This is a genomic window from Rhizobium sp. CECT 9324 (assembly GCF_918741265.1).
In the GTDB taxonomy this organism is placed as follows: domain Bacteria; phylum Pseudomonadota; class Alphaproteobacteria; order Rhizobiales; family Rhizobiaceae; genus Allorhizobium.
In genome coordinates, this window is sequence record NZ_CAKKMZ010000001.1 from 98,822 (window position 1) to 122,029 (window position 23,208).

A 23,208-nucleotide genomic window follows, 5' to 3' on the forward strand; every position below is an offset into this window, starting at 1 on the left:
TTGGCTTGAGCCCTGATCAGGCGAAGTTCTTGGCGAACGTATCGAGAGCCGCCTTGAGCTTGCCCTTGGTGTCGTCGCTGATCGCCTTCTCGGTGCGGATGGCGTCAAGGATAGCCTTGCCTTCCGAACGCAGATAGGAGAGCAGGCCCTGTTCGAACTTGCCGACTTGGTTGACGGCGACCTTGTCGAGATAGCCATTCACACCGGCGAAGATCACGGCAACCTGCTCTTCCGTCTTCAGCGGCGAGAACTGCGGCTGCTTCAGGAGTTCGGTCAGGCGTGCACCACGGTTCAGCAGGCGCTGCGTCGAAGCATCAAGGTCGGAGCCGAACTGGGCGAAGGCAGCCATTTCACGATACTGGGCGAGTTCGCCCTTGATCGAGCCGGCAACCTGCTTCATCGCCTTGACCTGAGCGGCCGAACCGACGCGCGAAACCGACAAACCGACGTTAACGGCCGGACGAATGCCCTGGTAGAACAGGTCGGTTTCAAGGAAGATCTGGCCGTCGGTGATCGAGATCACGTTGGTCGGAATGAAGGCCGAAACGTCGTTGCCCTGCGTTTCGATGACCGGCAGAGCGGTCAGCGAGCCGGCACCGGCAGCGTCGCCCATCTTGGCGGCGCGCTCGAGCAGGCGCGAATGCAGATAGAAGACGTCGCCCGGATAAGCTTCGCGGCCCGGCGGACGACGCAGCAGAAGCGACATCTGACGGTAAGCGACAGCCTGCTTGGACAGGTCATCATAAGCGATCAGGGCATGCATGCCGTTGTCGCGGAAATATTCGCCCATGGCGCAACCGGCGAACGGTGCCAGGTACTGCATAGGAGCCGGATCGGAAGCGGTCGCGGCAATGATGATCGAGTACTGCAGGGCGCCACGTTCTTCGAGAACCTTGACGAACTGGGCAACGGTCGAACGCTTCTGGCCGATGGCGACGTAGACGCAGTAAAGCTTTTCAGCTTCCGGACCGTTGTCGTGAATGGCCTTCTGGTTCAGGATCGAGTCCAGAATGATCGCGGTCTTGCCGGTCTGACGGTCGCCGATGACCAACTCGCGCTGGCCGCGGCCAACCGGGATCAGGGCGTCGATAGCCTTGAGGCCGGTCGACATCGGCTCATGAACCGACTTGCGCGGGATGATGCCCGGAGCCTTGACGTCAACGCGCGAACGACGCGTTGCGTTGATCGGGCCCTTGCCGTCGATCGGGTTGCCGAGCGCGTCGACGACGCGGCCGAGCAGTTCCGGACCAACAGGGACATCAACGATGGCGCCGGTCCGCTTGACGGTGTCGCCTTCCTTGATGCTCCGGTCGGAGCCGAAGATAACCACACCGACATTGTCGGCTTCAAGGTTCAGCGCCATACCACGGATGCCGCCCGGGAATTCGACCATTTCGCCGGCCTGGACATTGTCCAGACCGTACACGCGGGCAATACCGTCACCGACGGAAAGCACCTGGCCGACTTCGGAGACTTCTGCCTCTTTGCCGAAATTTTTGATTTGATCTTTAAGAATTGCGGAAATTTCCGCGGCGCGGATATCCATCAGCCAACCTCTTTCAGTGCAAGCTTAAGGGTGGAAAGTTTGGTGCGAAGAGACGTATCGATCTGGCGGGATCCGACCTTGACGATCAGCCCGCCGAGAAGGGAAGCATCGACCGTAGCGTTGATCGAAACTTCCTTGCCGGTAACGCTCTTCAGCGCCGCCTTCAGTTCTTTTTCCTGCTCGCCCGTCAAGGCATGCGCGGAGGTCACGTCCGCCGTGATCTCGCCCTTGTGCTGGGCAGCGATCTGGCGATAGGCAGCCACCATGCCGGACACGGCAAACAGGCGGCGATTGCCAGCAACGACCTTCAGAAAATTCAGTACCAGCGCACCGAGTTCAGCCTTCTGGGCAATAGCGGTGATCGCCTTGCCCTGATCTTCGGCCGTAAACACGGGCGACAATACCAGACGCTTCAGATCGGCGCTTTCGTCGATCATAGCCTGGAAACGGTTGAGATCGGCTGCAACGGCATCCACAGCGCCAGCTTCGAGCGCGAGCTCGAAAAGCGACGATGCGTAACGCTCTGCTACGCCAGAAATCACTTGGGATGTGTCTGCCACGGGCAAAAATTTCCCTGATCTTGACCCAGGATTCCCATCACCCAGAAGCGGGTATCATAAGATCCTGATATCGTTTTGTTTTCCCCAAAAACACAAGTGTGTTGCACTTGCGTTTTCCGAATTTCGCGGTTCGTCTAGCATAGCAGGTCTAGACTCGCAACACGCGTATTAACGGTTTACTCCTTTAGAGCAAGGCCCCGCGCCGAAATTTGTCCGAATCTGCGTCGAATTGACAGCCGCCATGCCCGGGCGAGCGTTTCCGCCGGTCAAATCAGACCGAAGACATAGGCGAGCGGAAGAGCAGCAAGAACGGCTTCCACAACCAGAAATAGAGCGTTGCGCCAGTTGCTTCTTCCGTCGGACATAATGGACAGCACGCGACCGAAGACAGCCAGACCCAGTGCCGAACCGAACGCCAGATAGACGATCGGCTGAGCCAGCAGGATCGCAGTGGCCGAGAACCCGATCAGCAGGCCGCCCACCGAGCGCGCTGCCCCCAGTCCCTCGGAACGTTCATCTCGGCGCAAAAGGCCGATGATGTTGAGTGTGACACCCGGGGCAAACAGAATGAAACAGCCGATCAACGACGTAGCTGCTGCTGACAGAAAGGCCAATTGCTCACCGAGTTCGGTCGGAAAATAGAATTCCATAGTCGCGTCCTGCCTGGAAGATGTTCGCCGCGGCTTATGCCACAATCGCTCCGGTTCCGGTATTACATTCGCCAATATTTCTTCGGCACCAGCGACCCTGAATATGGCTAGAGAAAACTCTGCGGATCGACATCCACCTGGACCTGGACCGATTTCCGTTCCTTCGGCCCACGCGCCAGCATGGATTTGACAAACGACTGCATGTCGCTGCTGCGCTTGCCATGGATGAGCAGGCGGAACCGATGCCGGCCACGGATCAGCGCCAGTGGCGCCTCGGCCGGCCCCAGAATGGCGATACCCGGCTCATGGAGCGCCGATTGTCGGAGCGCCCGTGCGTGCCCTTCGGCCTCCGCCCGACTGTCTGCGGATACGATGATCGACACCAGCCGTCCGTAAGGCGGCAATTGCGCACGCTCACGCTCGGTGATTTCACGGTCATAGAATGCCGTCGCATCGCCGGAGACCAGCGCCTGCATCACCGGATGCTGCGGCTGGAACGTCTGCAGCAGGCCGAGGCTCTTGCGGCCTGTGCGGCCCGCACGACCGGTGACCTGTGACAACAGCTGGAAGGTTCGCTCGGCCGCGCGCGGATCGCCGTTCGACAGGCCGATATCCGCATCAATGATGCCGACCAGTGTCATCAGCGGAAAATTGTGCCCCTTGGCCACAAGCTGCGTGCCGATGACGATATCGGCCTCGCCATTGGCGATCGCCTCCAGTTCCAGGCGCAGGCGCTTGACCCCGCCGAGGTCCGAAGACAGCACCAGCGTGCGCGCATCCGGAAAATGTTTCTCCACCTCTTCGGCGATTCGCTCCACACCCGGGCCACACGCAACCAGATGGTCGAGCGTGCCGCATTCCGGGCAGGCATTCGGCGTCGGCTCATGATAGCCGCATTGATGACACTGGATCTGGCCGCGGAAGCGGTGCTCGACCAGCCAGCTTGAACATTGCGGGCACTGGAACCGGTGACCGCAGACACGGCACAGTGTCAGCGGCGCATAACCGCGCCGATTGAGGAAAAGCAGCGCCTGCTCGCCGCGCTCGACGGCCTTGCCAACGGATCGCAGCAGCAGCGGCGACAGGAACCCGCCGCGTTCCGGCGGATGACGACGCATATCGATCAGATGCAGGTCAGGCATGGCCGCATCGGCAAAGCGCGTCGGCAGGTGGATGCGCTTGTAGCGACCGGCGATACAATTGACCTGGCTTTCTACCGAAGGCGTTGCCGAGACCAGAACGACCGGAAAGCCGGCGATTCGAGCGCGCACGACCGCCATATCGCGCGCGTTGTAGAAGACGCGGTCTTCCTGCTTGAAGGCCGGGTCATGCTCTTCGTCGACAATGATCAGGCCGAGATTTTCGAACGGCAGGAAAAGCGCCGAGCGAGCACCGGCAACCACGCGGATCTCGCCGGTCGCCGCCTGTCGCCAGACCTTTTCGCGCGTGCGGGTCGCGAGATCCGAATGCCATTCGCCGGGCTTTGCACCGAAGCGATCATGGAACCGATCGAGGAAATTGGCGGTCAGCGCGATTTCCGGCAAAAGGATCAGCACCTGCTTGCCCTGGCGCAGCGTCTCGGCAATCGCCTCGAAATAGACCTCCGTCTTGCCTGACCCGGTCACGCCATCGATCAGGGCCACGGAAAAGCCGCCCGCTTTCAGACCTTGCAGGATCTCGTCGGCTGCCTCCTTCTGCGGACCGGCCAGTCGATGTTCGGCATAGTCCGGATCAGGCAGGGCAACAAGCGGCGGCGGCGGCAGGAAGACCTGTTCGAACACGCCCTGGGTGACGAGACCATCGACGACGCTGCTCGACACGCCGCAGGCATGCGCCAGACCACTTTTGGTCCAGGACAGGCCATCACCGGCAAGCTCCAGCACCTTGCGGCGCGCCGGCGTCATGCGTTCCGGCTGGTAGCCGCTGAACCGCAGGCCTTCAATCATCGGGTCCGGATCAAGCGCTGCCGGTGCGCGGAGCGCCATGCGCGCGACATAGCCCGGCGGGGAAAGCGTGTAGCTGGCCACCCAGTCGAGAAAGGTCCGCATATCCTGATCGAACGGCGGACTGTCGAAAACCTTGGTGATCTCGCGCAGCTTCTTTGGATCGACGCTCGACACGTCCTCCCCGTCCCAGACGACACCGATCACCTGGCGAGGCCCGAGCGGCACCTGCACGATCGCGCCCGGCGCAACGGTGACACCGTCGGGCACGGCATAGCTATAGGCCGTCGGTGCCGGCATCGGCACAAGCACCGGCACGACGCGCCGGACCGGTGCATCGAAAAGCTTGCCAAAGAGGTTGGACGAATCTTCGTTCATGGGCGCGGACCATGCCCCGAGACAGAACAAAAGTGAACCCTGAAGACTACTCGTCCTCTTCATCGGTCACGCCGGTCAACCGCATGCCGTCAATCCAGGTGGCGCCATCCTGGCGGATAACTCGTTTCGGCCGAGCCCCACAGCGGGCGAAGACAGCGGCCGCCAGGTGTTCGGAATGCGTGACGATCCAGATCTGGCTGTACCGAGAGGCCTCTGCGATCATGTCGGCCAAAGGGTCCAGCATATCGGGATGCAGGCTCGATTCCGGCTCGTTCAAGGCGATCAGCGGTGGCAGACGGTAGGACATCAACGCCGTTGCCAGTCCCAGAAAGCGGATCTGGCCGTCCGACAGTTCGCGCGGACGGAAGATCCGCTGCGGGAAATCCGGAAAGATCACACCAAACTCGGCATGTTCGCCGGGTTCCGGCACCCGCAATCGCGCGCCGCCGAAGGCGGATGCGATCGCAGCATCAAGCTCGACCGTGTCCTGACGTGTGTGGACCAGCGTTGCCAGCACCGCTGCAAGGTTACCCCCGTCCTCATCCAGCATCGGCGCTGTAACCGCAAGGCACGGTCGGCGCAGTGGCGAATCGCGATCGGTGCGAAAGCCGTGGAAGAAGCGCCAGCCATCGACCATGCGGCGAAAGGTTCCGACCTCGGGATAATGCCCGGCATCGCCGAGCAGCGCGATTGCCGTCTCCGATGTCATCGCCTGCTCGGGATATGCCCCCATCCGCCCGCGTTCGTCGCGAACCATGATCCCCGGCCCATCCCGCTTCATCATCGTCACCGGCCGCGAACCGGTTTCGATGGCAAAACTCTCGGCCTTCACCTGCGGCTCGAAGGCGAAACCGGCGGCCCCCTCAGGCGGCCGAAGGCCAGCTTCCACACCATAATAGAAAGTGGCGGCACGCTCCTGGTCCAGGATCTCAACATCGAACTTGATGCGGAAATTCTTTTCAAGCCGTCTCGGCCCGGACCACAGTGCCGACGCCATGCCGCCTTCGGCTGCAATCTCGTGGGCAAGCCGTCCGCGAACGGCCGCCTGCACCAGCTGCAGCGAACGATAGAGATTGGATTTGCCGACGCCGTTGGCACCGATGAACAGATTGACGCCCGCGAGATCCATGCGGATCTTGCGCAGGGATCGGTAATTGCTGGCTGACATGGACCTGAGCTGCATGCGGCCACCTTAACCTATGGCATGCGGCTTAGAAATGGCGGCCGAAGCACGCATTTTCATCATTGGTGAGTGTATGCACGGTGTGGCGCTCCAGCGCCCTGGTCACATCCACCGGATAGCCTTCCAGCTGGTCCGGTGCAATGAGATTGCCGATGGTAAAGTCGAACAGATCGCCCTTCTTGTTCAGCAATTCATGGAACACCGTCATGTCGCGCAGCTCCGTCGACCATTTCGCAAGCCAGTAGAACAGGCCGGAATTGCGGGCCTTCATATGCACCGGCAGGATCGGCAGATCGTATTTGCGGGCAAGCCCCACCGCGGATGACTTCCATGGCCGCTCGTTCAGCCGGCCATTCGCCCAATAGGCAATGCGGCCGGAGGGAAACAGGATGGTCGCCTTCTGCTGTTCGACGGCGTGGTTGGTCAGTTTCAGCGTTTCGCGCGCCTTGAGCTTGGACTTGTGCTCCTCGCGCCATTCGACGGGTATGATCATCTCGACAAAGCGCGGATTGACGCGAACGGCATCACGATTGGCGTAGAACATCATGTCCGGACGGCGATCCTTGAGGAGATCGAACACCGCCACGCCGTCGGCAATGCCGGTCGGATGGTTGCTGACCAGAATGAAACCGCCCTTGGCCGGAATGCGTTCCGGATCGTTGACCCTGATCGTCAGGTCAAGCACGGCGCTCAGGTATTCGAACGCCTGGAAGCCAGGCATATTGGCAATGTCATTGGCGAACTCGATCGCCTTGTCATAACGCAGAATACTGTAGATGAACGGTCGCATCACCGGCCACAGCGGATGCGTGACGATTTTCTGGCCGCGTTCGGCAATCAGCGTATCGACGACATGGCCAGGACGACCATGGGAAAACAGCGATACGGTATCTGCGATTTGACCGAAGGTCGCCACGGGATCACGACGCGACATTATCTACCTCGCCTGTTGGATACAGCTTCTATCGCAGCCGAGTGTGATCCGAGCATGACAATTTCGCCTCGTTAGTCTTATCCTAACCCGCTGGCGGCATCGTCACACATCATCACACCTGCGCCATCAATCGGTGGAAACGCTGAAAGGTCCGCTTTGATCCCTGCAGACGAAAAACTCCTTGGCGAACGGGCTGCCTGGCTGGAAAGCCTGGGCTCGGAAAGACGGCTGGCCGGCAATACGCTGGAAGCCTATGAACGTGACACGCGACAATTTCTCATCTTCATGTCGGGCTATGTCGGCGGCACCGTGACGATCAGCGACATCGCCAACCTTCGGCCCGCAGACCTGCGCGGTTTCCTGGCATCCCGCCGCAAGCACGGGGACGGCGCGCGATCGCTCGGCCGCCACCTCGCCGGCCTTCGATCCTTCCTCCGCTATCTCGAGCGCAAGGATCTCGTCAACGCAGCCGGCGCCAGCGCGATCCGCTCGCCCAAGCAGCCGAAATCGCTGCCGAAACCGCTGACCGGCAGCCAGGCGCTGCACGTCGTCGATCGCAACACGCAGATGACCGAGGAGCCATGGATCGCCGCGCGCGACGCAGCTGTCTTTTCCCTGCTCTATGGCTGCGGCCTGCGCATTGCCGAAGCCCTCGACCTGACGCCGACTGCGTTCCAAGCCAAGGCCACAAGCCTTCGCGTCACCGGCAAGGGCGGCAAGACACGGCTTGTGCCGCTGCTGCCGGTCGTGGCCAATGCGGTCGAGACCTATGCGAAACTCTGCCCCTACCATCTGCCGGACAATGAGCCGATCTTCCGCGGCGCCCGTGGCGCAAAGCTGCAGCCGGCGATCATCCAGCGCGAGATGCAGCGCCTGCGCTCGGCACTCGGCCTGCCCGATTCCGCCACGCCGCACGCGCTGCGTCATTCCTTCGCCACCCATCTGCTCGGCAGCGGCGGCGATCTGCGCACGATCCAGGAACTGCTCGGCCATGCCAGCCTGTCGACAACGCAGATCTATACCGGCGTCGATTCGGCCCGCCTGCTCGACATCTACGACCGCGCCCATCCGCGCGCCTGAACGGGTATTAACCACGATCCTTAACAGATCGTGAGGAGCAACCGGCCTAGTCTGCCGCGATCAAACGGGATCCGCCATGAACGCGCCATTGCTGCAAAATCTTCGCCCTTATTTGTCTCGCCTGTCCCTGACTGAGGCAGCGCTTTGGCTGGCAGGCGCCCTGCCGCTGGCTTTTCTCCTGTCGCTGATGCTGGTGCTGTTCAGCCTCTCGCCGGCGAAAGCCGATGACGTCAAATGCACCGGCGAGAACCTGCTTGTCGCCATGCAGCGCGACGATCCGGCTGCACTGGACAAGGTCCGTGCCGAGGCGGCCAAGACCCCCAATGGCAAGGGCATCTTCTGGAAGATCGAGAAGGAAGGCGTGCAGCCCTCTTGGCTGCTCGGCACCATGCATGTCACTGACCCGCGGGTCCTGACCATGCCAGAAGGTGCCCGCGAGGCTGCGGCAAAAGCCGACATCATCGTTATCGAATCGGACGAAATCCTCGACGAGAAAAAGGCCGGTGCCGCCCTTCTCATGCATCCCGAGCTGACCATGTTTACCGATGGCAAGACCGTCAAGGACCACCTGACCGCCGAGCAGGTGACCGAGCTGGACCAGGGCCTGAAGCAGCGTGGCCTGTCGCTCGCCACGGTCGCGCGGATGAAACCGTGGATCCTGGCCAGCTTCGTTGCCCTGCCCGCCTGCGAGATTTCCCGCAAGGCGGCCGGCGCGTCTTTCCTCGACAAGCAGATTGCCGAGGATGCGATCAAGGCCGGCAAGCCGGTCGCCGGACTGGAAACCCTTGTCGAGCAGTTGCAGGCCATGGCGGACCTGCCGGTTGACTTCCATTTCAAGGCGCTGATCGAGACCATGGCGCTCGGCGACAAGATGGAAGACGTCATCGAAACCATGACGGAAATCTATCTTTCCGGCGAGATCGGCATAACCATGCCGATGCTGGAAGCGGTCACGCCCAGTGGGTCCGACAAGGACGACAGCGCCTACGCCGCCTTCGAGCGCCGCATTGTCCAGGACCGCAATGTCGTGATGGCGAAAGGCAGCCTGCCGCATCTGGGAAAGGGCAATGCCTTTATCGCCGTCGGTGCCCTGCACCTGCCCGGCGCAGAAGGCCTCATCGAACTGCTGCGCAAGGACGGATACACGCTGACGGTTGTCGGCGGCTGATCAGGATTTCGCCTCAAGCCGGTTCAACAGCGATCGAACGATCGCCTTGTGGAACGGTGTGATGAGCGCAATATAGGCCCGACCACCCGCATTATGTCGGGCGACAACGGTCGTGACCGCCACGAGGCTGCCCTGCCCGCCATCCGGCCGCACATCAACCACGATGCGGAAATCGAGATGTTTGTCGTCGAAGCCGAGCACCACCTGCCCGTTGCTCTCGCTGACGATCGGAAACGCGCCGACGGATCCCGCCGTGCCGACTTTAAGCTCGGCAGACTTGAGCCCGACCAGGCCAACCAATCTGTTGCGCAGGGCAAGCAACGACCGGACCCATCCCGGGGCAGAACCAAGCACGCGCCGGGCGGCATCGATCGCCCGCATATCCGCCCCCTTGACGCTCACGACATAACAATCCGCCCAGTCAGCCGCCGGCAAAGCCGGATGCGGCAAGGTGACGATCTCGGCTTTTGCCAATGCCATGAGTGGCTCCAATCTGCCTGCTGCTCGTCAACCCTTGGTCATGCGTTGGGCGAGCGACGTCTTCCAGTAGAACTGGTGTACCAGCACCGCCAGGATATGCACTGCGATCAATAGCCACATCAGCGACTTGAGCGGCCCGCCATGCAGGAAGCCGGCCGTGTCATTGCCGAAATAATACTTGCCGATGCCGCTGAACGGGATTGCGATGAACAGCGCGTAGAAGCTCCAATGCGCCACCTTGGCGGCCAGCTTGAACATCGGCGGCTCATCGGCCGGCGCATCCGGTGCACCCTGCACGACCCGCAGCATCAGCCGGATCACCGCGAGACAGAGTATAGCAATGCCGACATAGGCGTGCAGATTGGCGCCGGCAAGATCATCGACAGACGGCACTTTGCCGTCCTCGAACGCCTCCACCGTCTCTTCCATCGCTTCCGCGACCAGCAAATTGAAAATGATCAAGGCTGCCATCAGCCAGTGAAGCACGCGTTGCGGAATGGAGTAAATTGAGACTGGAGAGGTCATATTCTTGCCCTTTATCAAGCATTTGCGGAATATTGCCTCCAGATGATAAAAGCCGCGACTTGAAGCACAAGCCGCGGCTTAGAAGATTACGTAAATATAATAATTTCCAGTTTTACTCCTCTTTAGAGGAGCGGCCGATTACATGTGGATCGGCTTGAAGAAGGTCGCGAGTGCGGCTTCCTTCACCGCTTCCGACATCGTCGGATGCGCATGGCAGGTCCGGCCGAGATCTTCCGAAGATCCGCCGAATTCCATCAGCACGGCAATCTCGTGGATCATCTCGCCGGCGCCGAAGCCGATGATATGGCCACCGAGCACGCGATCGGTATCCTTGTCGGCAAGGATCTTGACGAAGCCGTCCGTTGCGACCATCGCACGGGCGCGACCGTTTGCCGTGAACGGGAACTTGCCGACCTTGTAGGCAATGCCCGCAGCCTTCAGCTCTTCCTCGGTCTTGCCGACGGAAGCGACTTCCGGCTGGGTATAGACGACGCCCGGAATGACGTCGTAGTTCACATGACCGTGCTGGCCGGCGAGGATCTCGGCAAGCGCCACACCTTCGTCCTCGGCCTTGTGCGCCAGCATCGGGCCCTTGACCACGTCGCCGATCGCAAAGATGCCGGCAACATTGGTCTTGAAGTGGCCGTCGATTTCGACGCGACCGCGGTTGTCGAGCGCCACGCCCACCTCTTCGAGACCAAGGCCAGCCGTGTAGGGCTTGCGACCGGTCGCGATCAGCACCACGTCGGCTTCAAGCGACTGCGCGTCTCCGCCCTTGACCGGTTCATAGGTGACCTTGGCGCCCGACGCGGTCTTCTCGACGCCGGTGACCTTGGCATCGGTGCGGATGTCCATGCCTTGCTTCGCCATCATGCGCTGGAACTGCTTCGACACGTCGCCGTCCATGCCGCCCAGGAGCTTGTCGAGATATTCGACGACCGTGACCTTAGCGCCGAGGCGCATCCAGACGGAGCCGAGTTCGAGGCCGATAACACCGCCGCCGACCACGATCATGTGGGCCGGCACCTTGTCCAGCGCGATGCCGCCGGTCGAGGAAATGATGACCTTCTCGTCGATCTCGACCGGAACGCCGGGGATGCCGGCAACGTCGGAGCCGGTGGCGATGACGATGTTCTTCGCCTCGATTTCCTGCACCTTGCCGTCGTCAGCGGTGACAGACACCTTGCCTGCAGACACGATCTTGCCGGTGCCGATAAAGCCATCGATCTTGTTCTTCTTGAACAGGAAGGAAACGCCATCGACATTCGACTTCACGGTCGCATCCTTGTGCGCCATCATCTTCTCAAGGTTGAGCGTCGGCGCACCGACTTCAACACCGAGCTCGGCCATGCCATGGCCTGCATGGTGGAAGACTTCAGACGCGTGCAGCAGCGCCTTGGACGGGATGCAGCCGACATTCAGGCAGGTACCGCCATAGGTGGCGCGCTTTTCAACAACCGCGACCTTGAGACCGAGCTGTGCAGCCTTGACCGCGCAGACATAACCGCCAGGGCCGGAGCCGATAATGACAACATCGTAAGACATGGGATGCTTCCTTCGTTTTCGGCGACTATCGTCCGCCGCTGACATTCAAGATGGCGCCAGTCACATAGGATGCCTGGCTGGAGATGAGATAGAGAACGGCGTCGGCAATTTCGTCTGCCGTGCCGGGCCGCTGCATCGGTATGCTGGGCGCCATGGCCGCCGCACGATCCGGCAGACCGCCGGAGGCGTGGATATCGGTGTCGATCACGCCGGGCCGGATCGCATTTACCCGGATGCCCTCGCCGGCGACTTCGCGCGCAAGCCCGATGGTGAACGTATCGACGGCGCCTTTCGAGGCGGCATAGTCGACATACTGGCCCGGACTGCCAAGAACGGCAGCCATGGACGAAATATTGACGATCGGCCCACCGCGACCGCCATGGGACGTCGACATGCGCTTCACCGCCTCGGAAGCACAGCGGATCTTGCCGATCACATTGATGGCAAACATCCGGTCCAGCCGTTGGCGGCTATAGTCTTCGACCCGCGCCGTCTGATCGACCACGCCGGCATTGTTGACCAGGCCATCGAGCCTGCCGAATTGCTGGTCGACGGCCGCAAAGATGGCAGCGATGCCCTCTTCCGTGCCGGTATCACCCTGCACGATCTCGGCGCGCACGCCCCGCAGGCGCACCTCGGCGGCCAGTTCATCCGCCACTGCCTGATTGGAAACATAGTTGATCAAAACGTCCCATCCGGCTTCGGCCGCCTTGCGAACGACGGCCGCGCCGATACCACGGCTACTGCCGGTGACGAGGAGAACCGGACGCTCGCTCATGAGCCGCAACCCTTGTATTCGAAGACATCCCAAGGCGCGGTTTCGAGCATCTTGCCGAACTCGGATTGCGCATATGCGGGGCCGAAACCGGGAAATAGCAAACTGTCTGGAGCGCTGGTGCCTTCCGGCGGCAGGAGATCGACGTGCCCAGTTACCTTGTCGACGCCATAGATGATGCCTTTCCAGATGGTGCAGGCGGCAAGATCAGCGCCCGTCACATCCCCTTCGGGACAATTGTTCATGATCATCGCCACCGGTCTTTCGATCTCGGCATCGTAGATCACGTGGCCATCCAACGGCTTTGCAGCGCCCTTGATGACCAGGGTGAACCCATTGCTGACCGGCGTATTTTCGCCGCTTGCCGCGCGGAAGCGCAGTTGCGCCTTGGTTTCGGCTTCCATGTAGGATGCGCGCTCGATCGGGCAGTCTGCCGCCATCAACGGCTGGGCCAGCAGGATCGAAATGGCTGTACCGGAAACTATGCGCAAACCCAACATCGTCCGCCGTCCTAGTAGACAAGGGCAAGGAACATCAGTCCCATGCCTGCCATTGAACCCAACCAGACCAGAGAACGCACATAGGGAATGCCGCCCAGATAAAGCGGGATATAGACAATCCGGCACGCCATCCAGATGCAAGCTCCGGCAAGCCCCATTCCCGCAGCCTTGCCGGCAAACAGCAGGCCGAAGGCAAGGGCCAGAAAGCCGGGATAGGTCTCGCGGAAATTGGCAGATGCCCGTTCCGCCCGGCCGGCGAATTTGCCCGCCGGCCTTTTCTCTTCGTCGCGTGGACCCGCGTTCCAGGCCGAGCCAAGCTCCGTCGTGGCAATCATGGACTGCATCAGAACATGCAGGACCAGAAGGACCACGCTCCCGCCGATCAAGGGCAGGAGCGGAGACGCCGACACGGCAAGCGGATCCATCACGGCTGCTCCTTAGAGATCGAGAACCAGACGTTCCGGATCTTCCAGGCTTTCCTTGACGCGGACGAGGAAGGTCACGGCTTCCTTGCCGTCGACGATACGGTGGTCGTAAGACAGCGCCAGATACATCATCGGACGGATGACAACCTGACCGCCGATGGCAACCGGGCGATCCTGGATCTTGTGCATGCCGAGGATACCCGACTGCGGCGCGTTCAGGATCGGCGAGGACATAAGCGAGCCGTAGACGCCACCGTTGGTGATGGTGAAGGTACCGCCCTGCATGTCGGCCATCGACAGCGAACCGTCACGGGCAGCCTTGGCAAGACGTCCCAGTTCCTTCTCGACTTCGGCGACCGTCATCTGGTCGGCGTCGCGGATGACCGGAACGACCAGGCCCTTGTCGGTGCCGACGGCCATGCCGACATGGCAGTAGTTCTTGTAGATGATGTCGGTGCCGTCGATCTCGGCGTTGACCGCCGGCAATTCCTTCAGCGCATGCGTGATCGCCTTGGTGAAGAAGCCCATGAAGCCGAGCTTCACGCCATGCTTCTTCTCGAAGATGTCCTTGTACTTGGTGCGCAGGCTCATCACGGCCGACATGTCCACCTCGTTATAGGTGGTCAGCATGGCTGCCGTGTTCTGGGCATCCTTCAGGCGCTTGGCGATGGTCTGGCGCAGGCGGGTCATCTTGACACGCTCTTCGCGCACGACATCGTTGGCGCCCGATGCGGGACGCGGAGCAGCAGCGGCAACCGGGGCCGCCGGTGTAGTTGTACCCTTTGCGATCGCAGCGAGCACATCACCCTTGAGAACCTGGCCACGCTTGCCGGAGCCGTCGACATCGGCGGTCGAGATATTGTTGTCGGCAGCAACCTTGGCAGCAGCAGGGGCCGCGGGCATTGCGGCGGCGGCCGGAGCTGGTGCCGCTGGTGCCGGAGCAGCAGGCGCAGGTGCAGCAGCAGCCGGAGCGGCAGACACGCTGCCGGCAGCGCCTTCGGCGATCTGGCCGAGCAGGGCGCCGAGGCCGACGGTTTCGCCATTCTGGGCGACGATTTCGGTCAGCACACCCGAGACCGGCGACGGCACTTCGACCGTGACCTTGTCGGTTTCCAGTTCGACGAGCGGTTCGTCAGCCTTGACGACATCGCCGACCTTCTTGAACCAGGTGCCGATGGTGGCTTCGCTGACGGATTCGCCGAGGGTGGGTACGCGGATTTCAGTGGCCATGATCTCAATTCCGTTAATCAGAGAACGTTTCGGTCGACGGGGTGGTGACTGGGCGGCTTAACCGCCCAGTGCGTCCTCCAGGAAGGCTTCGAGCTGGGCAAGATGCTTCGACATCAGGCCCGTTGCTGGCGAGGCTGCAGCCGGACGACCGGTGTAGCGAACGCGCTGATACTTGGCGTCGATATGGGCAAGAACCCATTCGAGGTACGGGTCGATGAACGACCATGCGCCCATGTTCTTCGGCTCTTCCTGGCACCAGACCATCTCGGCATTGCGGAAGCGCGACAGCTCGTTGATCAGGGCCTTGGCCGGGAACGGATAGAGCTGTTCGATGCGCAGCAGGTAGATGTCGTCGATGCCGCGCTTCTCACGCTCTTCCAGCAGGTCATAGTAGACCTTGCCGGAGCAGATCACGACGCGGCGGATCTTGGCATCCTTCTGCAGCTTGATCGGGCCATCCTTGACCACTTCCGCATCGTCCCACAGCAGGCGGTGGAAGGACGATTCGCCCGCCATTTCGGCAAGGCTCGACGTGGCGCGCTTGTGGCGCAGCAACGACTTCGGCGTCATCAGGATCAGCGGCTTGCGGAAGTCACGCTTCATCTGCCGGCGCAGGATGTGGAAATAGTTGGCCGGCGTCGTGCAATAGGCAACCTGCATATTGTCTTCGGCACACATCTGCAGCCAGCGCTCGAGGCGGGCCGACGAATGCTCCGGACCCTGACCTTCATAGCCATGCGGCAGAAGGCAGACGAGGCCGGACATGCGCAGCCACTTGCGTTCACCCGACGAGATGAACTGGTCGAACACGACCTGCGCACCATTGGCGAAGTCGCCGAACTGGGCTTCCCAGAGCGTCAGCGCATTCGGACGGGCCAGCGAGTAGCCGTATTCGAAGCCGAGAACGGCCTCTTCGGACAGCATCGAGTTGATGACCTCATACTTGGCTTGGTTCGGCGCGAGATGGGCCAGCGGGATGTAGCGGTCTTCGGTTTCCTGATCGTAGAGAACCGAATGACGCTGACTGAACGTCCCGCGTTCGCAATCCTGGCCGGACAGGCGGATCTTGTGGCCGTCGACGACCAACGAACCGAAGGCAAGTGCCTCGGCCATCGCCCAGTCGATGCCTTCACCGGTTTCGACCATCTGCGAACGGTTTTCCATGAAACGCTGGATCGTGCGATGCGCCTTGAAACCATCCGGAACGGTCGACAGCTTGCGGCCGATATCCTTCAGCGACTTCATCGGCACGGCGGTCTTGCCGCGACGCTGCTCGTCAGCGTTGTCAGCCGAACGCAGACCCGACCACTGGCCGTCAAGCCAGTCGGCCTTGTTCGGCTTGTAGCTCTGCCCGGCTTCGAACTCGGTCTCGAGATTGGCGCGCCAGTCGGCCTTCATCTTCTCGAATTCGCCGTCCGAGATCAGGTTTTCCGCGATCAGACGCTCCGCATAGATCTGCGCGACCGTCTTGTGGGCACGAATGACCTTGTACATCTTCGGCTGCGTGAACGAAGGCTCGTCGCCCTCGTTGTGGCCGAAGCGACGGTAGCAGAACATGTCGATGACGACAGGCTTGTGGAACTTCATCCGGTATTCGGTGGCGATCTTCGCGGCGTAGGTAACCGCTTCCGGATCGTCGCCGTTGACGTGGAAGATCGGTGCCTCGATCATCTTGGCAACATCGGACGGATAAGGCGACGAACGCGAGAAGGCCGGATTGGTGGTGAAGCCGATCTGGTTGTTGATGATGACATGCATCGTGCCAGCCACGCGGTGACCACGCAGACCGGACAGGCCGAGGATTTCGGCAACGACGCCCTGGCCGGCAAACGCCGCATCACCATGCAGCAGCAGGGGCAGAACCTTCGAGCGTTCCTTCAGCGGAATGACATCGCCGTCCCAGGTCTTGGCGAGCTGGTCCTGCTTGGCGCGCGCCTTGCCCATGACGACCGGGTTGACGATTTCCAGATGCGACGGGTTTGCCGTCAGCGACAGGTGAACCTTGTTGCCGTCGAATTCACGGTCCGACGAAGCACCCAGATGGTACTTCACGTCGCCCGAACCTTCGACTTCGTCAGGCTTGAACGAGCCGCCCTTAAACTCGTGGAACACCGCACGATGCGGCTTTGCCATAACGTTTGTCAGCACGTTCAGACGGCCGCGATGGGCCATTCCGAGCACGACCTGCTCGAGACCTTCCTGGCCGCCACGCTTGATGATCTGTTCGAGCGCCGGGATGAGCGATTCACCGCCATCGAGACCGAAACGCTTGGTGCCCTTGTATTTGACATCGATGAACTGCTCGAAGCCTTCCGCCTCGATTAGCTTCTGCAGGATCGCCTTCTTGCCTTCCGGCGTGAATTCGACGCCCTTGCCGGGACCTTCGATACGCTCCTGGATCCAGGCCTTTTCTTCTGGATCGGAGATATGCATGAATTCGACGCCGAGCGTCGAGCAATAGGTGCGCTTAAGGATATCGAGCATCTGCGGAATGGTCGCGTATTCGAGACCAAGCACATTGTCGATGAAGATCTTGCGGCTGTAATCGGCCTCGGTGAACCCGTAGGCAGCCGGCGACAGTTCGTTATAGTCATCGACCGGCGCGGCAAGGCCGAGCGGGTCGAGATTGGCGTGCAAGTGGCCGCGCATGCGATAGGCGCGGATCATCATGATGGCACGCACGCTGTCGCGGGTCGCCTGGAGCACTTCGGTTTCGGAGATCGGCTGGCCGGCAGCTTCCGCCTTGGCCTTCACCTTGGTCTCGACGACCTTCTCGATCGTGCCCCAATTGCCGTCAAGCGCCGAGACAAGCTCGCCATTGGCCGCGATCGGCCAGTTTTTCCGCTGCCACGACGCACCGGATGCGGCTTTTTTCACATCGGCCGGGTTGTCTGCAAGCGCCTTGAAGAAAGACTGCCATTCGCCCGATAGCGACGACGGATCTTCCTGATAGCGCGCGTAAAGCTGTTCGATATAGGCTGCGTTCGATCCGTCGAGGAAGGACGTGATCAGGAACTGCTCGTTGGCTTCTTGCCTACTCATGGTGTTTCGCGAGCGCCCTGGCTCGCCTCCCGAATTGAGATGATGACCGGATCCGGTCTGCCGCTTTCCCGCGTCCGAGCGGGGCCTTCGATTTAAATGCTGAAACCAGGCAAAGAGATGATGAAACAATCTCCTTGCCTGGCACTTGCTTTATATAGGGTCAGCCCTTGAGGACTTCGACCAGCGTCTTGCCGAGGCGTGCCGGGGACGGCGAAACCTTGATGCCAGCCGCTTCCATGGCCGAGATCTTCGATTCTGCGTCGCCCTTGCCGCCGGAAACCACAGCACCGGCGTGGCCCATGGTGCGGCCCTTCGGAGCAGTCCGACCGGCGATGAAGCCTGCCATCGGCTTCTTGCGGCCCTTCTTGGCTTCGTCGATGAGGAACTGCGCCGCATCTTCTTCAGCCGAACCGCCGATTTCGCCGATCATGATGATCGAGGTGGTGGCCGGGTCAGCCAGGAACATTTCAAGCACGTCGATGAACTCGGTGCCCTTGACCGGGTCGCCACCGATGCCGACAGCCGTGGTCTGGCCGAGGCCTTCGTTCGACGTCTGGAACACGGCTTCATAGGTCAGCGTGCCGGAGCGCGAAACGATACCGACCGAACCCTTGCGGAAGATCGAGCCCGGCATGATGCCGATCTTGCATTCTTCCGGCGTCATGATGCCCGGGCAGTTCGGGCCGAGCAGGCGCGACTTGGAACGGTCGAGGCGCGCCTTGACGCGAACCATGTCCATGACCGGGATGCCTTCGGTGATGCAGGTGATGAACGGGATCTCGGCTTCGATCGCCTCGATGATCGCGTCCGCAGCACCTGCCGGCGGAACGTAGATCACCGACGCGTCGGCGCCTGTGCGTTCCTTGGCTTCTGCGACGGAGGCGAAGATCGGCAGGCTTTCGCCCTTCGAACCGGTCCAGGTTTCGCCACCCTTCTTCGGGTGGATACCGCCGACCATCTGCGTGCCGTAATAGGCAAGCGCCTGTTCGGTGTGGAAGGTACCGGTCTTGCCGGTCAGGCCCTGAACCAGGACCTTGGTGTCTTTATTGACGAGAATAGACATTGTTTCCGGTCCTTAAATTAGGCGTTGATCGCAGCGACGATCTTCTTGGCAGCATCGTCCAAGTCGTCAGCAGCGGTGATCGCAAGACCAGATTCGTTGAGGATCTTCTTGCCGAGCTCGACATTGGTGCCCTCAAGGCGAACGACGAGCGGAACCTTGAGGCCGACTTCCTGAACAGCTGCGACAACGCCCTCGGCGATGACGTCGCACTTCATGATGCCACCGAAGATATTGACGAGGATGCCCTCGACCTTCGGATCAGCCGTGATGATCTTGAACGCAGCCGCGACCTTCTCCTTGCCCGCACCACCGCCGACGTCGCAGAAGTTGGCAGGCTCCTTGCCGTACAGCTTGATGATGTCCATCGTCGCCATGGCGAGACCGGCACCATTGACCATGCAGCCGATATTGCCGTCGAGTGCTACGTAAGCGAGGTCCCACTTGGAGGCTTCGATTTCCTTGGCGTCTTCTTCGGTCTCGTCGCGCAGCGCCTTGACGTCGTCGTGGCGGAACAGCGCATTGCCGTCGAAGGACATCTTGGCGTCGAGCACGCGCAGATGGTCATTCTTCATGACGATCAGCGGGTTCACTTCGAGCAGCGCCATGTCCTTCTCGACGAAGGCCTTGTAGAGGATCGGGAACAGCGACTTGGCATCTTCGGCAGCCGCACCCGAAAGCTCGAGCGCCTTCGAGATGGCGGCGATGTCGGCATCCGTCACGCCGGTTTCCGGGTTGATGGCGATCGTGTGGATCTTTTCCGGTGTGTCATGGGCAACAGCCTCGATGTCCATGCCGCCTTCGGTCGAAACGACGAAAGCGACCTGGCCAACCGAGCGATCAACGAGCAGCGAGCAGTAAAGTTCGCGGGCGATGTCGGCGCCATCTTCGATGTAGAGGCGGTTGACCTGCTTGCCGGCGTCGCCGGTCTGGGCGGTCACCAGCGTATTGCCGAACATTTCCTTGGCGTGGCTCTTGGCTTCATCGATCGAGAAAGCCAGGCGAACGCCGCCCTTGGCGTCAGGGCCGAGTTCCTTGAACTTACCCTTGCCTCGGCCGCCAGCATGGATCTGGCTCTTGACCACGTAGAGCGGGCCTGGAAGCTGCTTTGCGGCGGCTTCGGCTTCTTCGGCAGAAAAGATCGCCACACCTTCGGCGACCGGTGCACCAAAGCTCTTCAGAAGAGCCTTGGCCTGGTATTCATGAATATTCATTGTCGTGTCCCTGTCTTGGGCGGAATGGCAATTACTTGAGAGCCGGGGCGATATTGATGCAGGCCTCGCAGAGACCGGCAACCGCGCCGACCGACTTCTGGAAGGCTTCTTCTTCAGCCTTGTTCAGGTCGATTTCGATGATGCGCTCGACGCCACCCGCACCGATGACGACGGGAACGCCGACATACATGTCCTTCACGCCGTACTGGCCGGAAAGGTAGGCGGCGCAAGGCAGAACGCGCTTCTTGTCCTTCAGGTAGGACTCAGCCATTTCGATGGCCGAAGCGGCAGGCGCGTAATAAGCGGAACCGGTCTTCAGCAGGCCGACGATTTCGGCGCCACCGTCACGGGTGCGCTGGATGATTTCTTCGAGACGCTCCTTGGTGACCCAACCCATCTTGATCAGATCGGTGAGCGGAATGCCGCCGACAGTCGAATAGCGAGCGAGCGGCACCATGGTGTCGCCGTGACCGCCGAGAACGAATGCGGTGACGTCCTGGACGGACACGTTGAATTCTTCCGAGAGGAAGAGGCGGAAGCGCGAGCTGTCGAGAACGCCAGCCATGCCGACGACCTTGTTGGCCGGCAGGCCGGAGAACTTCTGCAGCGCCCAGACCATCGCGTCGAGCGGGTTGGTGATGCAGATGACAAAGGCGTTCGGGGCATATTTCTTGATGCCGGCGCCGACCTGTTCCATGACCTTGAGGTTGATGCCGAGCAGGTCATCGCGGCTCATGCCCGGCTTGCGGGCAACACCGGCGGTGACGATGCAGACGTCTGCGCCTTCGATGGCGGAATAGTCGCTTGCGCCAGTCATCTTCGCATTGAAGCCTTCGACCGGCGAAGACTGGGCAATGTCGAGACCCTTGCCCTGCGGGATGCCGTCAGCAATGTCGAACAGGACGATGTCGCCCAGTTCTTTCAGACCGGCGAGATGCGCCAGCGTTCCACCAATCATTCCAGAACCGATAAGAGCGATCTTATTGCGCGCCATTGAAGAGCTTCCTTTTAGATCCATAACCAAGGTCGTGACGTGTGTTAGTCCATCCTTGTGGACAGACCGAATAGACCTAACCACATAGAATCGCAATCGATAATTTTCGGTGTAGAAATTTCAATCGGTTAGATCATCAAATTCTTACGTAAACGTAAGTTATTGCGACAATCGCGTGTCAGGATCGTGACGATTTGCCTGATGAAGCTCGAGATAGTCTGCGCTGCGCATCTCAAATAGTCTGGAAATAGTCCGGTCGAACTCGAAGCCTTCCGTGCCCTTTTTCTCGGTCAGCAGCCCCTCTGGCATCGCAGCGGCGGAAACGAACAGCCGGACGCTCGCGTCATAGAGGGCATCGATCAGGATGATGAACCGTTTCGTCTCGTTGCGCTTTTCCGGCCCGAGATGCGGCACGTCTTCGACGAAGACCACGTCGAACCGCTGGGCAATCGCCAGATAGTCCGATGCTCCGAGCGGCTTGCCGCACAGATCGTCGAACGTGAAACGGGCCACACGACCGACCGCGCGGGGGATATCGACCTGCCTGCCCTTCATCTCGATCGACACCGGGACTTCCGGCGCGCCGTCCGTGACATGGCGCCAGGCAAGTTCGAGCTGACGGCGCGCGTCCGGCGACAGTGGTGCGACATAAACCGGCAAGCTCTCCATCTTCTCCATCCGGTAGTCCGTTGGCGAATCGAGCGTTGCCACTTCGACATAGCGTTTCAGGAGATCGACAAACGGTAGAAAGAGACCCCGGTTCAGACCGTCGCGATAGAGATTGTTGGGCTCGACATTGGAGGTCGCCACCAGTGTGCAGCCGCGCGCGAACAGTTCGGTGAACAGCCGCGCCAGGATCATCGCATCGGCGATGTCGGTCACGGTGAATTCATCGAAGCACAGCAGTTCGGCCTCTTCTCGCAAGGCAGCCGCCACTGGCGGCACCGGATCGGCCTGCTTCGTTTCGCCGGCCTTCAATTTCTGCCGATGGGCGTGGATACGCCCATGCACATCGGCCATGAATTCATGGAAATGCGCCCGCCGCTTCTTCTCGACGGGGGCCAGATTGAAAAACAGGTCCATCAGCATGGTCTTGCCGCGACCAACGCTGCCGTGCACGTAGAGCCCCCTGATCGGCTGTTCCGCCTTGCGTTTCTGCGCAAAAATCCAACCCAGCGCACTTTTCTTGGCGGCCGGGCGGCGGCTTTTCAGCTCGCTGAGGATCCGATCAAGCTTGCCAGCCACAGCCAGTTGCGCCGGATCTGCCTTCAGCGTGCCAGCGTCGGTCATTGCCCGCAGCTGTTCTACGACGCTGAGAGCATAATCGGGAATAGGCTGCATGGATAAGGCTCTGCCTGGGCGACAGCCTCATCCGGCTGCCGCAGGGATAAGGGAGGGATTAGCGGCTAAGGCTGACGGGCTGGCCGGAATTGGTCGACCCATCGAAGCGGGCATCAGCGGTCTTGTAGAGACTACCGATGGTATTGCCGTTGCGGTCCTTCAGGAGAACCTGTCGGCCGGAAACCTCCCACGAACCCATCGCCGTGAGTTCGCCTGCGCAGCCACGGGTACCACCACGTGACCCACTGCCAAGATTGGTCAGCGTCAGGAACATGTCACAGCTCGCACCGGCATTCTGGACACGCCAATTGCCAACCATCGATTCCTTCGTCACATCCAGAGCGGTGGCCGGAGGGGCGGCCGTACCAACGCCCGGCGTCACGGCAGCCGTATTGGTCGGCGCGGTGGGAAACTGTGACGGATCGGCGGCACCTGGAGGCGGCAACTGACCGGACTGAACCGAGGGAACGGGAGAAGCCTGCAGCGGCGGCAGAGCGCTGTTGGCAGCGGCCGAGCTGTTGTAGGACGTCCGCTGACAACCTGCGAGCGCCAGTACAATGGCCATTCCCGTGACCGCGTGGTTCAATTTCATCATCACACTCCCGCTCAAGCGACACTTGCCGCAATCTGCCGTA

Annotated in this window: 21 protein-coding genes; 2 read left to right on the forward strand and 19 right to left on the reverse strand. The window is 60.9% G+C overall.

The genetic code is table 11. The annotated features are described in order from the left end of the window. Positions 1-16 precede the first annotated feature (16 nt). From atpA to LQ231_RS00535, 6 genes are all read right to left on the reverse strand, one after another. Entirely contained in the window at positions 17-1,546 is a 1,530-nt protein-coding gene (gene atpA / locus LQ231_RS00510) for a F0F1 ATP synthase subunit alpha (RefSeq protein ID WP_007605201.1), read from the reverse strand. Continuing rightward, a complete protein-coding gene (locus LQ231_RS00515) occupies positions 1,546-2,112 on the reverse strand; it encodes a F0F1 ATP synthase subunit delta (protein WP_113142643.1) in 567 nt (188 codons plus the stop codon). Before LQ231_RS00515 ends, atpA begins: the two co-directional genes overlap by 1 nt. 260 nt (positions 2,113-2,372) lie before the next feature. Further along, complete coding sequence (locus LQ231_RS00520; RefSeq protein WP_113142644.1) at positions 2,373-2,756, reverse strand: DUF4345 domain-containing protein; 384 nt, start codon at positions 2,754-2,756, stop codon at positions 2,373-2,375. Positions 2,757-2,863: 107 nt separating this feature from the next. Next, positions 2,864-5,077, reverse strand: coding sequence for a primosomal protein N' (locus LQ231_RS00525; protein WP_230169871.1), 2,214 nt, complete (start codon positions 5,075-5,077; stop codon positions 2,864-2,866). Between the two features lie 46 nt (positions 5,078-5,123). Next, positions 5,124-6,260 (reverse strand): AAA family ATPase, encoded by a 1,137-nt coding sequence (locus tag LQ231_RS00530; RefSeq protein WP_230169872.1) that lies wholly within the window; start codon positions 6,258-6,260, stop codon positions 5,124-5,126. Positions 6,261-6,288: 28 nt separating this feature from the next. Next, positions 6,289-7,194 (reverse strand): 1-acyl-sn-glycerol-3-phosphate acyltransferase, encoded by a 906-nt coding sequence (locus tag LQ231_RS00535; RefSeq protein ID WP_230169873.1) that lies wholly within the window; start codon positions 7,192-7,194, stop codon positions 6,289-6,291. Positions 7,195-7,350: 156 nt separating this feature from the next. Between LQ231_RS00535 and LQ231_RS00540 the strand changes: the two genes are divergently transcribed. Both LQ231_RS00540 and LQ231_RS00545 read left to right on the forward strand, forming a co-directional pair. Continuing rightward, a complete protein-coding gene (locus tag LQ231_RS00540) occupies positions 7,351-8,274 on the forward strand; it encodes a tyrosine recombinase XerC (RefSeq protein WP_230169874.1) in 924 nt (307 codons plus the stop codon). Between the two features lie 76 nt (positions 8,275-8,350). Next, positions 8,351-9,442, forward strand: a complete 1,092-nt coding sequence (locus tag LQ231_RS00545) for a TraB/GumN family protein (protein ID WP_230169875.1) — start codon at positions 8,351-8,353, stop codon at positions 9,440-9,442. Here LQ231_RS00545 and LQ231_RS00550 read toward each other — a convergent pair whose 3' ends face one another. The 13 genes from LQ231_RS00550 to LQ231_RS00610 form a co-directional block, all read right to left on the reverse strand. After that, a complete protein-coding gene (locus LQ231_RS00550) occupies positions 9,443-9,922 on the reverse strand; it encodes a DUF2867 domain-containing protein (RefSeq protein WP_230169876.1) in 480 nt (159 codons plus the stop codon). Between the two features lie 27 nt (positions 9,923-9,949). Further along, positions 9,950-10,447 (reverse strand): cytochrome b, encoded by a 498-nt coding sequence (locus LQ231_RS00555; RefSeq protein WP_230169877.1) that lies wholly within the window; start codon positions 10,445-10,447, stop codon positions 9,950-9,952. A gap of 138 nt (positions 10,448-10,585) precedes the next feature. Next, positions 10,586-11,992 (reverse strand): dihydrolipoyl dehydrogenase, encoded by a 1,407-nt coding sequence (lpdA, locus tag LQ231_RS00560; RefSeq protein WP_230169878.1) that lies wholly within the window; start codon positions 11,990-11,992, stop codon positions 10,586-10,588. Positions 11,993-12,017: 25 nt separating this feature from the next. Beyond that, a complete protein-coding gene (locus tag LQ231_RS00565) occupies positions 12,018-12,770 on the reverse strand; it encodes an SDR family oxidoreductase (RefSeq protein WP_230169879.1) in 753 nt (250 codons plus the stop codon). Further along, entirely contained in the window at positions 12,767-13,267 is a 501-nt protein-coding gene (locus LQ231_RS00570) for a hypothetical protein (protein ID WP_230169880.1), read from the reverse strand. Before LQ231_RS00570 ends, LQ231_RS00565 begins: the two co-directional genes overlap by 4 nt. 11 nt (positions 13,268-13,278) lie before the next feature. Next, entirely contained in the window at positions 13,279-13,692 is a 414-nt protein-coding gene (locus tag LQ231_RS00575; RefSeq protein WP_113142655.1) for an MAPEG family protein, read from the reverse strand. A 12-nt stretch (positions 13,693-13,704) separates the two neighbouring features. Beyond that, positions 13,705-14,922, reverse strand: a complete 1,218-nt coding sequence (gene odhB, locus LQ231_RS00580) for a 2-oxoglutarate dehydrogenase complex dihydrolipoyllysine-residue succinyltransferase (RefSeq protein ID WP_230169881.1) — start codon at positions 14,920-14,922, stop codon at positions 13,705-13,707. A 57-nt stretch (positions 14,923-14,979) separates the two neighbouring features. Next, on the reverse strand, positions 14,980-17,964 hold the full coding sequence (locus LQ231_RS00585) for a 2-oxoglutarate dehydrogenase E1 component (protein WP_113142657.1): 2,985 nt from the start codon (positions 17,962-17,964) through the stop codon (positions 14,980-14,982). Between the two features lie 160 nt (positions 17,965-18,124). After that, complete coding sequence (sucD, locus tag LQ231_RS00590) at positions 18,125-19,027, reverse strand: succinate--CoA ligase subunit alpha (RefSeq protein ID WP_113142658.1); 903 nt, start codon at positions 19,025-19,027, stop codon at positions 18,125-18,127. Between the two features lie 17 nt (positions 19,028-19,044). Then, positions 19,045-20,238: an ADP-forming succinate--CoA ligase subunit beta gene (gene sucC, locus LQ231_RS00595; RefSeq protein ID WP_113142659.1), complete on the reverse strand. Its 1,194-nt coding sequence runs from the start codon at positions 20,236-20,238 to the stop codon at positions 19,045-19,047. Positions 20,239-20,269: 31 nt separating this feature from the next. Next, positions 20,270-21,232, reverse strand: a complete 963-nt coding sequence (gene mdh / locus LQ231_RS00600; protein ID WP_113142660.1) for a malate dehydrogenase — start codon at positions 21,230-21,232, stop codon at positions 20,270-20,272. 159 nt (positions 21,233-21,391) lie between these two features. Continuing rightward, positions 21,392-22,573 carry a cell division protein ZapE gene (zapE, locus tag LQ231_RS00605; protein ID WP_230169882.1) on the reverse strand — a complete coding sequence of 394 codons (1,182 nt, stop codon included), beginning with the start codon at positions 22,571-22,573 and terminating at the stop codon, positions 21,392-21,394. A gap of 58 nt (positions 22,574-22,631) precedes the next feature. After that, the gene (locus tag LQ231_RS00610) at positions 22,632-23,165 is read right to left on the reverse strand and encodes a protease inhibitor Inh/omp19 family protein (protein WP_230169883.1); all 534 of its coding nucleotides are present in this window, start codon (positions 23,163-23,165) and stop codon (positions 22,632-22,634) included. Positions 23,166-23,208 lie beyond the last annotated feature (43 nt).

Bases quoted from the DNA above. Each gene is read 5' to 3' on its own strand.
- atpA (WP_007605201.1), bottom strand. From the start codon at position 1,546: ATGGATATCCGCGCCGCGGAAATTTCCGCAATTCTTAAAGATCAAATC.
- LQ231_RS00520 (WP_113142644.1), bottom strand. From the start codon at position 2,756: ATGGAATTCTATTTTCCGACCGAACTCGGTGAGCAATTGGCCTTTCTG.
- LQ231_RS00525 (WP_230169871.1), bottom strand. From the start codon at position 5,077: ATGAACGAAGATTCGTCCAACCTCTTTGGCAAGCTTTTCGATGCACCG.
- LQ231_RS00530 (WP_230169872.1), bottom strand. From the start codon at position 6,260: ATGCAGCTCAGGTCCATGTCAGCCAGCAATTACCGATCCCTGCGCAAG.
- LQ231_RS00535 (WP_230169873.1), bottom strand. From the start codon at position 7,194: ATGTCGCGTCGTGATCCCGTGGCGACCTTCGGTCAAATCGCAGATACC.
- LQ231_RS00545 (WP_230169875.1), top strand. From the start codon at position 8,351: ATGAACGCGCCATTGCTGCAAAATCTTCGCCCTTATTTGTCTCGCCTG.
- LQ231_RS00550 (WP_230169876.1), bottom strand. From the start codon at position 9,922: ATGGCATTGGCAAAAGCCGAGATCGTCACCTTGCCGCATCCGGCTTTG.
- LQ231_RS00555 (WP_230169877.1), bottom strand. From the start codon at position 10,447: ATGACCTCTCCAGTCTCAATTTACTCCATTCCGCAACGCGTGCTTCAC.
- lpdA (WP_230169878.1), bottom strand. From the start codon at position 11,992: ATGTCTTACGATGTTGTCATTATCGGCTCCGGCCCTGGCGGTTATGTC.
- LQ231_RS00565 (WP_230169879.1), bottom strand. From the start codon at position 12,770: ATGAGCGAGCGTCCGGTTCTCCTCGTCACCGGCAGTAGCCGTGGTATC.
- LQ231_RS00570 (WP_230169880.1), bottom strand. From the start codon at position 13,267: ATGTTGGGTTTGCGCATAGTTTCCGGTACAGCCATTTCGATCCTGCTG.
- LQ231_RS00575 (WP_113142655.1), bottom strand. From the start codon at position 13,692: ATGGATCCGCTTGCCGTGTCGGCGTCTCCGCTCCTGCCCTTGATCGGC.
- odhB (WP_230169881.1), bottom strand. From the start codon at position 14,922: ATGGCCACTGAAATCCGCGTACCCACCCTCGGCGAATCCGTCAGCGAA.
- LQ231_RS00585 (WP_113142657.1), bottom strand. From the start codon at position 17,964: ATGAGTAGGCAAGAAGCCAACGAGCAGTTCCTGATCACGTCCTTCCTC.
- sucD (WP_113142658.1), bottom strand. From the start codon at position 19,027: ATGTCTATTCTCGTCAATAAAGACACCAAGGTCCTGGTTCAGGGCCTG.
- sucC (WP_113142659.1), bottom strand. From the start codon at position 20,238: ATGAATATTCATGAATACCAGGCCAAGGCTCTTCTGAAGAGCTTTGGT.
- mdh (WP_113142660.1), bottom strand. From the start codon at position 21,232: ATGGCGCGCAATAAGATCGCTCTTATCGGTTCTGGAATGATTGGTGGA.
- zapE (WP_230169882.1), bottom strand. From the start codon at position 22,573: ATGCAGCCTATTCCCGATTATGCTCTCAGCGTCGTAGAACAGCTGCGG.
- LQ231_RS00610 (WP_230169883.1), bottom strand. From the start codon at position 23,165: ATGAAATTGAACCACGCGGTCACGGGAATGGCCATTGTACTGGCGCTC.